Source organism: Thermostichus sp. OS-CIW-33, from assembly GCF_054059615.1.
Genome location: NZ_JBSSCH010000012.1, coordinates 28,464 through 41,361, shown reverse-complemented (window position 1 = coordinate 41,361; position 12,898 = coordinate 28,464). Strand labels below are relative to the sequence as shown.

Sequence of the window (12,898 nt, the reverse complement as noted above, 5' to 3'; positions counted from 1 at the left end):
CGAGATGCGGGCCAGGGATCCGTCCTGCCGCCGCGGTGGCCCACCGCTGGTACAACCGGCTGTGGAGAGAGCCCTAGCTGAGATCCCAGGTGTGTACCGGTTGGCCTTGCCGCTGCCGTTCCCAGTAGGCACAGGTTAATTGTTGCATATCTTTACCATGCCGAGCCACGTAGCGGCGCTGCCAGGTGGCCCCATTCTGCCCCGACTCCACCCGGGCGCGGAGAATGCCCAGGTACTCCTGAATATCGGAGGGGGCCAGATCCAGTTGAACCAAACCCGCCTCTGCTTGGGGGATCAGCTCTTCCAGCAGCAATTGGCGCAGGGATCCCTGCCAACCCTTGAGCCAAGTGATGGGGGCCTCCAGGCCGAAGCGGGCAGCCGTGTAGAAATTGGCGCGGCACTGGGCAAAGCTTAGCTCCTGCTCGGGGGAAACGGGCTGGGATCCCAAGGCTTGCACCAGGCCAAAGTAGAAGGCCGCATTGGCGATCATGTCGGGTAGGGTTGGGCCTGCCGCTGCCACCCGCTGTTCGATGCGCAAGTGGGGAACGGGATCCAAGCCGATCAGGGGTCGGTTCCAGCGCCAGATGGTGCCGTTGTGGAGGCGCAAATGGGCCAGCTCTGATGGGGAAGTGGCTAACCTTTGTGGCAATACCACCGGGTAGCGATGCACATTTTCCCAAAACAGCTCCATTAGGGATCCCTGGACATACCCTTGCCCGAAGGTGACGCGGGGGTAGTGGGTGGGGGCAAGGGGGGGTGGCCCATCTAGGGCCTGCTCGAACAAAGGGATGCGGGTTTCTGCCCACAGGTTGTGCCCGAATAGGTAGGGAGAATTGGCCGCCAGCGCCACCAAGGGGGCTGACACGAGCAGGGAAGCGTTGAAGTAGCGGGCTGCCTGGTGGGGGGCCACCTGCAGATGGATTTGAAAGGAGGTGGTCGCCGCCTCCAGCATGATGTCCGGGTGGGTAACCCGCAACCGCCCAGCCGGTCCTTCGATATCTAGCCCCAGGGAAGGGATCGCTTGGGATTGCTCACGCCGGTGCAAGTTCAGGATCTGCTCGTTGAGGGCCAGGTAACGCTTGCGGGGCGAGATCATCTTCAGGGTCAATTGCCGTTGCTGCACCGTAGGCAAAATGCCGATCATCATCAGCCCCGCCTGCAGGTATTCAGCCACTTGGCAACAGCGATCCCACGTTTGGCCCAGCTCTTGCTGAAACTGCCGCAGAGCCAAGCCGGTCAAAACTTGGGGCCGGCTGTTGATCTCCACGTTAAACTGGGCCAGTTCCGGCACCACCAGCGGATCATTCACCGCTTCCAGGTAGGCTGAGTTGATCGGGGCCGGATCCCCCTGAGGGGTGACCAGCCACGCCTCCAGCTCAAACCCGCCCACCGGGGATCCCTGGGCAAAGGGCCGGCAGGCGGGATCCAGCCCCGGCGCACCGGCCAACCAGCGCTCGAGCAACTTCGTCTCTTGCTGGAGCCGAGCTGCAAACTGAGCAAAGTCTGCAGTACCAAAACGGAGGCAGGTGATCTCCTGGCCCATGGGAACAACTCCGCAGCTTTTGGGAATGAGGTTAATCGCTGTTGCCGGGATCTCGACACCCCTAGCTTTACTTAGCCCGCAGTGATGGATACATCTTCAATGCGCAGGGCGGGAAAGGCAGCCGTGCCGTTGAAAACCGTTACTTCCTGGGAAATGGCGGAGATATTGCGCAAACAATCGTAGAGATTGCCGGCAATGGTGGTCTCCAGGATGGGGCGTTTCTCGCCGCCTTTGACCAAGAAGCCCCCTTTCACCACCCCAGAAAAGTCACCGGTAATGGGGTTGCTGCTGCCGGAGAGGCGGGTGACGATAACTCCTCGATCCATCGCGTAGAGCTCGGACAGGGGGGTTGTCCCTGGGGCCACCCTCAGGCAAGCCGGCCCTACTCCCGGCAGGCTGCCTGCTCCCCCTGTGGCATGGCCGTTGGAGGGAACGCCAGCAGCGCGGGACTCGTAGCTGTTGTACATGAAGTTGCAGAGGATCCCTTCATGAATCAGGGGGGTAATCTGGCGAGGGATCCCTTCGCGGTCGAAGGGCTCAATGGGGTAGCCGGGCAGGCCCAGGCCTTCAGAAACCACGGTGAGCAACGGGCTGGCGATCCGGGATCCCATTTTTTGCGCCAAGGGGCTTTTGCCTTTGCGCACCGCATCCGCCCCCAGCACAAAGAGGAGATCCCCTAGAAACTCCTCCACCACATCTGGCGGCAGGACAATGGGGCCGCGGAAGCTCTCCCCCTCGCCAGCCCCCAGCGCGCCCACGCATTTCTGGACAAAGCGATCAAAAGCCCGCTCCAGCGCCGGCACCAGATCGGCCCGCTTCTGCACACTGTCGCCGTCGTAGGCAAAGCTGCCCACCTCGTCCCCGTCGATGGCCATGCCAAAGAGGGATCCCCCCGCCTCGACACTGTGGTAGTTGGCCCGGATGCCGGTGGAAGAGGCGATGGCCAGGGTCTCTTCCTCCACGCTGAGGGAGCCGCTGTCGATGGTGATGCGAGGGTCTTTGGAGCGCACCCACTCCAGCAATTGGGATCCCAACTGGGTCAGGGTGGCGGCATCCAGTTCCAGCAGCCCCGGATCAAGGGCAAAGGGCACCTGGGGCAGAGGTTGGGGCTCCGGCAGCCCGTTGAGGGGATCCGCCGGCGAAGCCTTGGCCATGGCTACAGCCTCAGCCGCCGTCTCGGCCAGCTCTTCCGGGCGGTTGGAGGTGGCAAAGCCCAGCCTGCCGTCGCAGAAAACCCGGATGCCGAACAGGGTCTCGCTGCTGCTGCGGGCCAGGTTGAGGTCATTTTTCTCAAAAGTGACTTCCGTTTCCCGGCCTGAGTTGGCAAACACTTCTGCCTGGTCGGCTCCAGCAGCCAATGCCTTGTGTACACCCTGTTCACAAAGATCCAGCAGGTTTTCCGGGGAAATGATGGAGCTGGGCATAGAAAGCGGGATAGCAAGAGGACAGTCCTATTATCGGCCATGGCTCAGGGATGCCTTTCCCAGCCCCCTGCGGCCCATGGGATCCCAGCACCAACCCCTTCGTCCAACAACGTCACTCTGGTGCGCACCTTCCGGCCCGCTCCCCCTGGGCAACAATCAGCAGAGAGCTACCCACAGGGATTCCACCCTGCAGCAGCAAACAAAGGGGCTGAGATCAAAAGGGATCCCTCGTGGCGCTTTGACCCCACTTGCCGCTTGTCCTTAGCGGCCTGCCGGGTGCAGGAACCCTAGAATGGAAGTTAAGCCTACTTGCCGTGAGTGCCCATGAGCCTTTTGCCCACTTCCGCTGCTCCCCTAGCCATTGCTCCGACAGCAGCCAAGCCAAGGCGACTGGACTTCGAGGTGGTGATTGCCGGAGCTGGGATGGTGGGATCCACCTTAGCAGCCGCTTTGGGCCAGGCCGGGATCCGCGTCGGGCTGATCGAGGGGCGGGATCTCTCGCAGGGGGTGGGGGCGGATGGCCGAGCCAGCGCTTTGGCTCTGGGGACAGCTCGTATTCTGCAGCGGATTGGGGTATGGCCCCTTATGGAGGCCTGGGGAGTCTCTCCCATCCACCGCATTCAGGTCTCTGATGGGGAAGGCCCCTGGGTGGCTCAGCTGCGCCGTGAGATGCTCCAAGCGCCGGCCCTGGGCTACGTCGTGGAAAATCAAATCACCCAAAAGGCCCTGTTGCAGCGCATTCGCGAGTGCCCTTCGGTAACCCTTTTCAGCCCTGCTCAGGCGCAAAGTTTCTCCCCTGCAGCAGATCACATTCGGGTAGAGCTGGCCCAGGAGGGATCCCGGCAAACTCTGCGAGCTGCTTTGCTGGTGATTGCAGATGGGGCCCGTTCGCGGCTGCGGGAACAGGCTGGGATCCCGTTATCCTGCTGGGGCTATGGGCAGGTGTGCATCGTTTCCACCCTCACCCATGAGCATCCTCACCGGCAGGTGGCCTACGAGCGCTTTCAGGTCAGCGGTCCCTTCGCCATTTTGCCCACCTCCGATCCCCATCGCAGTTGTGTCGTCTGGACAGTTCGCCAAGCGGATCGAGATCGGCTGATGGGCTTATCTGAGGCTGAGTTTCTGCAGGCCATCCGGCCTTGGTTTGGATCCCAGTTGGGAGCCTTGCTGGCGGCCTCTCCCAGAGCCTGTTATGAGCCACAGCGGGCCCATGCCCAAACCTATATCGGATCCCGGCTGGCTTTGGTGGGGGATGCTGCCCATACCACCCATCCGCTGGGGGGGCAGGGAGCGAATCTGGGCATGCGGGATGTGGCGGCCTTGGCTGCCCTGTTGATCGAAGCCAAAATGGCGGGCCGGGATCCCGGCGATCCGGCTTTGTTAAAAGCCTACGAGCGCTGTCGCCGCCCAGAAAACGCGCTGGTTCTTTTTGCAACCGATGCTGCCAATCGCCTCTTTTCCAACCGAAGCTGGCCGTTGCTGGTCTTGCGTCGCCTGGGCCTGTGGGGACTGGAGGTTTTGCCGCTGCTCAAGCCTGCTTTGATGCGCCAAGCAATGGGGATCCGCCCCCACCAACCCCAACTGCAGCAGCTCCCTTTCCCTGCACCCCCGGAACCTCTGGCTACGCCTGTCTAGATCCGGCCAACCTGTCACAGCCGGGCTGGGATCCTCACTAAGAGAAAGTCATTATGTCCTCGGCAGGACAAGCGATCCACATGGGATCAAGGCTGCTCCAGGGGTAAGTCTGAAAACAGCAATGGGGCAATATTGGCCGCCTGGTTGATGGGGATCTCGTCGTTGACGGCATACTGATAAAACTGATCCAAGCGCCGACACAAACCTTCTGGGGTCAAAGCCTGCACATTGGAGCTGATGATATAGCTTTGGGAAGGAGAGGCGCGAAACGCTTGAAAGGCTTTGCGACAAAAGTCCTGCTTGGCCTCCGGGTCTGCTTGTCGCCACTCTGGCCCCGTAAGTTTGCCGGACAAAGTGGGGCCGGTTGCCGCTCCCAAGGGCAGGCCTGTTCCCAAGATTAGGCCAGCCAGGATCAGAAACAGAAGGCCTCCCTTCAAGACTGCCTGCCAGAAAGAGAACTGAAGCCGTTGCCGGTGCTGCTCCATGGTTGGATAGGCTGGAGTGGAAAGGTATCCCCTCGATCATACCGATCACACATACCGGTCACAGGCGGATCTGAGGGAAACTCAGGATCTCAGCTGGCTTTGCCGCTCCCCTCGATCCCCGCTGCCGTCCTCAGGAATGGCCGGAAAGCTGGGTCCCTTTCATCCCTTACCCGCTCGCACCCTCCGTCCCGTGGCTCGCAACAAACCCCGTCGGAAACAGCCTTTCCCGCATCTCCTCGGCTCCAAATGGACTTCCGTTCAGCCTGTTCTGGGTTGGCGACATTTTCAGGTCACCGCTCGCCAACAAGGGGAAGGAGGGCTGGTGTTTGCCGAGCTCAGAGCCGTCTGCGATCCCCAGGTGCGCCTCTGGGTCAACGCGGCCACCCTGAAGAACCGGGATCTTTGGCAGCCGGGTTGGACGCCTCTCGAAGACGGGATCCCCTGTGGGCGGCAGGATCCCCTTCTGGACAGGGCTGGGGGATAGTTTCTCTCAAGCTGGGGCTCAGGGATCGATTAGGATCATCTCTCTAGTGTGGTGTTTTAATTCGGAAGCTTGAGGAGAAGAAAGCGGGATGGCCAGATGTGACGTTTGCGGAAAAGATCTTAGCTACAGCGATTATCAGTGGGCCAAGCGCTGCGCCAATCCCTACGGGAAGTCTCACCTCATCTGCTTCGACTGCTACAGTGGTTCGTCTTGTCCCATCTGCTATTCCCCTCTGGAGCCGGCAGAATAGAAAGAGGCGTTCTCAAAAGCTGCTTGTCGGTTACTCGACTCCCATCCCCCTAGCTCCTCGGAGGGGGCGATGGTCGACAAGGGTCTCGATGGTTTTCCCAAGGGAGCCGGAAAAGTGCGCATTGGCCAGGGCTACGACATCCACCGCCTCGTCGAGGGGCGCCCCCTGATCCTGGGCGGGATCCGGATCCCCTACGAAAAGGGGCTATTGGGCCATAGCGACGCCGATGTCCTCACCCACGCCATCATGGATGCTCTCCTGGGGGCTGCCGCTCTGCGGGATATTGGCTACTACTTCCCCCCTGAAGAAGAGCGTTGGAAAGGGGCAGATAGCATCCTTTTACTACAGCAAGTGGTGCAGCTGGTGGGCCAAGAGGGCTGGTGCGTTGCCAATGTAGACAGTGTGGTGGTGGCGGAGCAGCCGAAGCTCAAACCTCACATCCCCGCCATGCAAGCCCGTCTAGCCGAGGCAATGCAGATCTCCCCTAAGCAAGTGGGGGTAAAGGCCACCACCAACGAAAAGCTGGGCCCCGTCGGCCAGGGAGAGGCCATTGCTGCCTTCGCCGCAGCTCTGTTGCTGGAGTGCTAACCTTCCCAGCAGAGTCTGAAAAGAACCTGGTCACCCCACTGCCTGAGCTGCCAAACTGGCAAGCAATCGCTCCCTCAAAATCGCCGTGAAACCACCCGTCGCCTCGATCCCCAACTTTCCCTCTGGGAAAAGGGCCGGGGGCGCGGGCCAGTCTTCTAGGAGAAAGGCTGGGGGTGAGGGCCTTAGTGGTGTGGAGCGCTTGCGCCTCCAGCACAGGACAGCAACGGGCCGTCTCAAACCTGCTTGGAACGACAACTTGGCAAAGGAAATGGTGGGCCAAAACAGCACCTCAGCAAACCGACTCAGGAGGAACCTTTTTGTCTCTCTACTAGGGATCCTCCTGCTCTGGCTTGGTGCCTGTGCTGCCCCTGCCCGCCCGCCCCATTTGATCGCCACAGTGACTTCGGATCCCAAAACCTTCAACACCTATCTGGCCGCCGAAAGCTCTAGCCGCGACGCTATCGCCTACCTAGAGGCGGGCTTGGTCACCTTGGATGAGGATACCCTCTTGCCCAAACCGGAGCTGGCGGAAGGCTGGGAAGTGTCTGAGGACGGCTTGCGCTATGTCTTTACCTTGCGGGAAGGGCTGCGCTGGTCGGATGGAGAGCCCCTGACGGCAGCAGATGTGGACTTTACCTTTAACCGCATCATCTTCAACGAGCGGATCCCGACTTCTGCGCGGGATGTGAAGCGAATTGGAGAAGCCGGAGCATTGCCTCAGGTGCGGGCGCTGGACGAGCGGCGGATTGAGTTCGTTTTGCCGGAGCCCTTCGCTCCCTTTCTGCTGCAGGCCGGATCCCCTATTTTGCCCAAGCACATCCTCGAGCCCACTGTCGAGCAGTTGGACAGCCGGGGCAACCCCCTTTTCTTGCAAACCTGGGGTATCGACACGCCGGTGCAGCAATTGGTGGGGGCTGGCCCCTATGTCATGCAGGAATACACCCCTGGCCAACGGCTGGTGTACCGGCCCAATCCCTACTACTGGAAGGGGGAAGGGATCCCGCGCATTGAACGGGTAATCCTGCGCATTGTGGACTCAGAGGACACCGCGCTGCTGCAGTTTCGCTCCGGCGAGACCGACGTGTTTTCGGTGCGGGGGAGAGATTTTCAGCTCTTGAAGCGGGAAGAAGAACGGGATCAGTTCACCATCTACAATCTCGGCCAGACATTGAACAACAGTTTCTTTGCCTTCAACCTCAGCCGCGCCCGTAACCCCCAGACCGGGCGGCCTTTTGTGGATCCCGTCAAAAGCCGCTGGTTTAACGATTTGAACTTCCGCCGGGCGGTGGCCCATGCCATGAACCGGCAGTTTTACGTCGATAGCGTTCTGCAAGGGTTGGGCGAGATCCAGCACTCGGTCTTCTCCCCCGCCAGCCCTTTCTACCTCAGCCCCGAAGAGGGCTTGCCCACCTACGACTACAACCCTGAAAAAGCGCGGCAACTGCTCCTCGATGCCGGATACACCTATGATGCTGAGGGCCACCTGCGGGATTCCGAGGGCAACCGTGTCCGTTTCACCTTGCTCACCAACGCCGGCAACAATCAGCGGGAGGCCACTGGCGCGTTGATCAAAGCTGATCTGGAGCGGATCGGCATCACCGTTGATTTTACCCCCATCGCCTTCAACACCCTGGTGCAGCGCACCGATAGCCGCGACTGGGAAACCCTGCTGCTGGGCTTTGGTGGCGGCGGCACCGAGCCCAACAACGGCTCCAACATCTGGCGCAGCGATGGCCGTTTGCACCTCTTCAATCTGGGAGATTTGCCCGGCAACCCGGCAGAAGGGGTTGAGGTCAGCGATTGGGAACGGGAGATCGACCGCATCTTTATCGAAGGGGTGCGGGAGCTAGACTTTGAAAAGCGCAAGGCCCTCTACGACCGGTTTCAAATCATCATCCAGGAACAGCTGCCCCAAATTGGCACTTTCAACCACCTGGTTCTCTCAGCCCTGCGCAACCGCATTCAAGGGGTGGATCCCCGACCCATTCTGGGGCCATTGTGGAATTTGGATCAGCTCTACATTCAAGAGTAGAACTTCTGATGATGTGGGTGATGTGGGATAGGGAGAGGCTGTCTGAACTGTTGAGTTGTGTCCCTATCGCCACATTTGGCAGGTGAAACTTAGTTGTAGGTTGTGTTGCGGATGTCTTGAATTTTGCAACTATTTCACCGTCAACTCCACGTCCCCCGCACTCCTGAGAATGTTGATCCCCACTCCCCCCGCTTGTAAATAGAGGCCGATGTCCAGGGATCCCTGGCCCACCTGCACATTCTCAAGGATGACGTGGGGCAGCCACAGGGGCAGAGTGGGCTTGGTCAAATGTACCCGTTGAGCCAGCCCGTCGATCTCCAGCCCCAGACAAGCCTGCAGCAGCAAAAACACACTGGCCGCCGCCCAAGACTGGGGCAGACAGGCCACCGGATAAAGGGTGGGGCCCTCCCGCTGTCGCCGCCGAAAGCCACAAAACAGCTCAGGCAGCCGCTTCAGCTCCAGAAACTGGCTGGCATCGAACAGCGCTGTCAAGACCCGCACCGCTTCGCCCTTGAAGCCATAGCGAGATAAGCCTGCGGCAATCAAGGCATTGTCGTGGGGCCAGATGGAGCCATTGTGGTAGGACATGGGGTTGTAGCGCCCCTCTCCCTCCGGCACCGTGCGGATCCCCCAGCCGCTGAAGAAAGCTGGCTCCAGCAGTTGCCGGGCAATGCAGGCAGCATGCTCGGGATGGGCAATCCCCGAAAACAGACAGTGGCCCATGTTGGAGCTGCGCACCCGGCAAGGTTGCTTCTGGCCATCCAAAGCCAGGGCATAGCCCCCCAACTCTTCGCACCAGAAGTGATCCCAAAACTGCTGCTGCAGCTTTTCCGCTTGTTGTCGCAACTGGGCTGCTTGCTCTTGCCGCCCCAGCAGCTCGGCCATCTCTGCTGCCAACTGCTTAGCTTCGTAGGCATAGCCCTGCACCTCGCACAGGGCCAAGGGGGGTTCTGCCAGGGATCCGTCCGGGTAGAAGATGGCATCTTCAGAATCTTTCCAGCCCTGGTTGCGCAGGCCCCGCCGCGCCTTGCCGGCATACTCCAAAAAGCCGTCCCCGTCCGCATCCCCGTAAGTGTCCATCCAGTGCAGGGCTGCTTCGATGTTTGGCCAGAGCTGCCGCAACAGCTCTAGATCGCCGCTGCGGCGCACGTAGCGCCCTGCTAGCACCACAAACAAAGGGGTGGAGTCAATGCTGCCGAAATAATTGCCAAAGGGGATCTCGCGCGTCTTGGCCATCTCGCTGGAGCGCTGCTCATGCAGGATCTTGCCAGGCTCGGCATCGCGGCTGGGATCCACCTCCTGGGCCTGGTGGGCCGCCAGATACAGCAGCACCCCCCGCGCCAAGTCTGGAAACCACCAGAGAGTGGCCAGGGCGGTGATCAGGGCGTCGCGCCCGAAGACCGTGGTAAACCAAGGCACCCCCGCATAGGGATAAAGCCCGTAGGGAGTGCGGGTGAGCATCATCAGCAGATCATCCCGTGAGGCGTTGAGCCAATCGTTAAACTGAGCATTGCCGGTGTCGATCCGGTGGGCTTGCGCCCGCAAGGAAGCCCTTTGCTCCCGCTCCGCCTGCAGAGCCTCCTGGTAGGTCAAAGGGGCAATCTCCTCCCCGCCGTAGCTGCAGATCACCCTCAGCTCCAAATCCCGTTCCTCCTGCGGGGCCAAAGGCACCCACCACTGCGCCAGCTTCTCCGACACTAGCTCCGGCGCCAGCAAAAATTGCAACTGGGTTTGCCGCTCCACTCCATCCAAGCCGCGGTAGCGGAGAACCACTCCCTCAGGGTTCACCTGGGCCGGCAGCACTTGACCCCGCTGGGCCCGTCGGATGCCCCGGATCTCAAAAATATCGGCAAAGTCCGCCTCAAAGCGCAGGGTAATCGGCACGCGAAACGGCTCCGAGCCGTAGTTGTGAATGCGAATGCGCTCGTAGGCTACGTTGTTCCACAGAAAAGTAGTCCGTAGAACATGCAGGGTATCTTGACCGATAAACTGCCCCTCTGAGGTGGTGAACTCCGGGTTGGTCAGATCCACCGCCAAAATATCTTTGTCTTCCCGCACCTCTGAGCTGAGCAGCAGGAACTGCTTTCCCTGCAAGTCCAACACCCAGCGGGACAAAAAGCGGGTGTCGTCCCGGAAGAGGCCATGATCCCGGATGCCGAGGGGGCGCATGTTCCCTCGCCGGTCAAAGATGGCAAAGCAGTTGTCATGCTTGAGAACATGAGAGCGTGCCTCCACCCAAGAGGCGCTGGCCCGGATGTAGTACTGATCTTGAATTTGGATGATGTCTTCTGCCATCTCGGTCTTCTCGATCCCTATCCAGCCGGTCTCCTACGCGAACAGCTTACTGCTATCGGTCCACTCAAAGAAGGCGAAGAAGCAGGGGCCCCCCGATGCAGCCCAGCAGCCCTAGCTGCTACTTGGCCCATCTAAGCCTTATTAAGCTGCCTTCTTCGCGACATCTCCTGCCGCTCGTTCACCAGTTGGCGGTAGAGAGCCTCGTAGTCCGACACCATTCTTTCCACGCTGAACCGCTCCTCAAACACCTGCCGCACCCCGGCTCGGCTCAGGGATCCCACCTTCTCCACAGCCTCCACTGCTTCCTCCACCGAGTCGACAATAAAGCCGGAGCGCCTGTCGGCCATTACCTCGGGTACTGAGCCAAAACGGGTGGCAATTACCGGCGTGCCACAGGCCATCGCTTCAATCATCACCAGCCCAAAGGGCTCCGGCCAGCGGATGGGAAACAGCACCGCATAGGCCTTGCCCAAAAACTCGCTTTTCTCTTGGTCGGTGATTTCCCCTATGATCTCCACATTGGGGTGGCGACTGGCCAAAGGCTTAATTTCTAACTCGTAGTACTGGCGATCCACCGCATCGATCTTGATAGCAGCCTTCAGCGGCATCCCTGCCCGCGCCGCAATTTCAATAGCCGTGTCCAGCCCTTTTTCCGGGGAGACCCGGCCCAAAAAGGCCAGGTAGTCCCCCTTTTCTGGATAGAAACGGTGGAGATCCAGGGGCAAGCCGTGGTAGACCGTCCCCACCCAGCGGGCCTGGGGCAGCGGCAGCCGCTGGGCGTTGGAGATGGAGACCACCGGAATGTCCTGAAACTCGGTGTAGAGGGGCTGCAGCTCCGGAATGTCCAGTCGCCCGTGTAGGGTGGCCAAAAAAGAAACCTGCGGGTGGCGACGGGCCAGGGCATAGGGATAGTAGTCGATGTGGCCGTGGATAATGTCAAACTCGTCGGCCATCTGAAAGGCTTTCTCGACCATCAAAACATGAGGAGCCACTGTGTCGATGGCCGTGGGATCCAAACGCAAAGCCCGCTCCCGAAAGGGGATTAGACGCGCTTGGGTTTGGGAGTCGCCGCTGGCGAACAACGTCACCTCATGCCCCCGCCGCACCAGCTCTTCGGTGAGCCAAGACACAACTCGCTCGGTGCCGCCGTAGAGCTTGGGGGGCACACTCTCATGCAAAGGGGCAATCTGAGCAATGCGCATAGCCATCCTCCACACCGAATCATCACTGCTTAACGAAAACTTCTGCTGGCGCTCCGCCGCCGACCCTTGGGATCCCCTGTTGAGGGCACGCCATTCCTGGCTAGACTGTTCCAGAGTGAGCAGGAAAGGAGTTCGGGCTGCCGCCACCTGCCGGAGAGTTGAAGAGGCTTGAATGAGAACCCCAGCCATCACTTGCTCTTGCCCGCCGCAGCTTAATTTTCCTCCTCAGCGCTGGCTGTGGAGTTGCTTGGGAGCCATGGCCATAACGGCTCTCACGGCTGTTGCCGCTTGGGCGCGGCCAGTGCTGGAAGTACGCATGACCCTGGGTTTGCCCATCAGCCCCAACTACTGGTACATGGTAGCTCTCAGCCGGGCCGGCAGCCCTGGCCCTACCGCCAACTTGGTGGATCCCAACGTCCGTGTGGGGCCCAACGAGTACACCTTTGTGCGGGACTGGGATTACCTCATTCGGGTTACCCCCCTCAACGAAGAGTCGGTCTTGCAAGCCACCATCCAGCGGTTTGGAGAGCCGGAACGAGAGTTTGCGGTCGGCTTTAACCAGGTACGGGTTAATCGCCTCACCCGCGACCGCGATACCCTCAACTTCCAGATCGATATCTCCGAGCTGCAGGGTCTCGATGGGCGAGACCAAGATATCCAGGTGGCTCTGCTCACCGCCCGTGCCCCCTTCCGCGTAGCCCCTGAAGAGACCAATCTGGCCATTGATGCCACCCGGGGGGATCTGCCCAATTTCTATCGCCTCAGCCTGTCCAATCAGCGGCAGGTGGTTGTGGACGACCCCCAGCGACAGGAGACGGTGCGCCGCAGCCGCGAATTGATCCAACAAAGTGGCTCCGGGGCTGCCCTCACTCGCGACCTCATTGAGGGCGGGGCTTTGGAGATTTTGGCTGCCAACATCCTCACCTTCGAGCTGCGCCTGGTGGATCGCTAGAGAGGGAT

The 12,898-nt window shown here is 60.4% G+C and carries 10 protein-coding genes; 5 read left to right on the top strand and 5 right to left on the bottom strand.

The window, feature by feature from the left end; all coding sequences use genetic code 11:
• Window positions 1–73: 73 nt before the first annotated feature.
• Together ACVWZG_RS09925 and ACVWZG_RS09920 are read right to left on the bottom strand one after the other, a co-directional pair.
• Entirely contained in the window at window positions 74–1,543 is a 1,470-nt protein-coding gene (locus ACVWZG_RS09925; protein WP_457406816.1) for a glutamate-cysteine ligase family protein, read from the bottom strand.
• 71 nt (window positions 1,544–1,614) lie between these two features.
• Window positions 1,615–2,967 carry a TldD/PmbA family protein gene (locus ACVWZG_RS09920; RefSeq protein ID WP_457406814.1) on the bottom strand — a complete coding sequence of 451 codons (1,353 nt, stop codon included), beginning with the start codon at window positions 2,965–2,967 and terminating at the stop codon, window positions 1,615–1,617.
• Between the two features lie 324 nt (window positions 2,968–3,291).
• On the opposite strand from ACVWZG_RS09920, the gene ACVWZG_RS09915 reads away from it, so the two are divergent.
• Window positions 3,292–4,602 carry a UbiH/UbiF/VisC/COQ6 family ubiquinone biosynthesis hydroxylase gene (locus ACVWZG_RS09915; RefSeq protein WP_457406812.1) on the top strand — a complete coding sequence of 437 codons (1,311 nt, stop codon included), beginning with the start codon at window positions 3,292–3,294 and terminating at the stop codon, window positions 4,600–4,602.
• Between the two features lie 86 nt (window positions 4,603–4,688).
• Here the strand turns inward: ACVWZG_RS09915 and ACVWZG_RS09910 are convergent, their stop codons facing one another.
• The gene (locus ACVWZG_RS09910; protein ID WP_414329946.1) at window positions 4,689–5,039 is read right to left on the bottom strand and encodes a hypothetical protein; all 351 of its coding nucleotides are present in this window, start codon (window positions 5,037–5,039) and stop codon (window positions 4,689–4,691) included.
• 238 nt (window positions 5,040–5,277) lie between these two features.
• On the opposite strand from ACVWZG_RS09910, the gene ACVWZG_RS09905 reads away from it, so the two are divergent.
• The 3 genes from ACVWZG_RS09905 (at window position 5,278) to ACVWZG_RS09895 (ending at window position 8,441) form a co-directional block, all read left to right on the top strand.
• Window positions 5,278–5,571: a TIGR02450 family Trp-rich protein gene (locus tag ACVWZG_RS09905; protein ID WP_414329949.1), complete on the top strand. Its 294-nt coding sequence runs from the start codon at window positions 5,278–5,280 to the stop codon at window positions 5,569–5,571.
• 364 nt (window positions 5,572–5,935) lie between these two features.
• Window positions 5,936–6,409 (top strand): 2-C-methyl-D-erythritol 2,4-cyclodiphosphate synthase, encoded by a 474-nt coding sequence (ispF, locus tag ACVWZG_RS09900; RefSeq protein ID WP_457406845.1) that lies wholly within the window; start codon window positions 5,936–5,938, stop codon window positions 6,407–6,409.
• Between the two features lie 268 nt (window positions 6,410–6,677).
• Window positions 6,678–8,441 (top strand): ABC transporter substrate-binding protein, encoded by a 1,764-nt coding sequence (locus ACVWZG_RS09895; RefSeq protein ID WP_457406842.1) that lies wholly within the window; start codon window positions 6,678–6,680, stop codon window positions 8,439–8,441.
• Window positions 8,442–8,570: 129 nt separating this feature from the next.
• On the opposite strand, the gene ACVWZG_RS09890 is transcribed toward ACVWZG_RS09895, so the two are convergent.
• Both ACVWZG_RS09890 and ACVWZG_RS09885 read right to left on the bottom strand, forming a co-directional pair.
• Window positions 8,571–10,736, bottom strand: coding sequence for an amylo-alpha-1,6-glucosidase (locus ACVWZG_RS09890; RefSeq protein ID WP_457406810.1), 2,166 nt, complete (start codon window positions 10,734–10,736; stop codon window positions 8,571–8,573).
• A 131-nt stretch (window positions 10,737–10,867) separates the two neighbouring features.
• A complete protein-coding gene (locus ACVWZG_RS09885) occupies window positions 10,868–11,938 on the bottom strand; it encodes a glycosyltransferase family 4 protein (protein ID WP_414350481.1) in 1,071 nt (356 codons plus the stop codon).
• 256 nt (window positions 11,939–12,194) lie between these two features.
• Here ACVWZG_RS09885 and ACVWZG_RS09880 point away from each other — a divergent pair, with 256 nt between their 5' ends.
• Complete coding sequence (locus tag ACVWZG_RS09880) at window positions 12,195–12,890, top strand: hypothetical protein (protein WP_414330153.1); 696 nt, start codon at window positions 12,195–12,197, stop codon at window positions 12,888–12,890.
• Window positions 12,891–12,898: the final 8 nt, after the last annotated feature.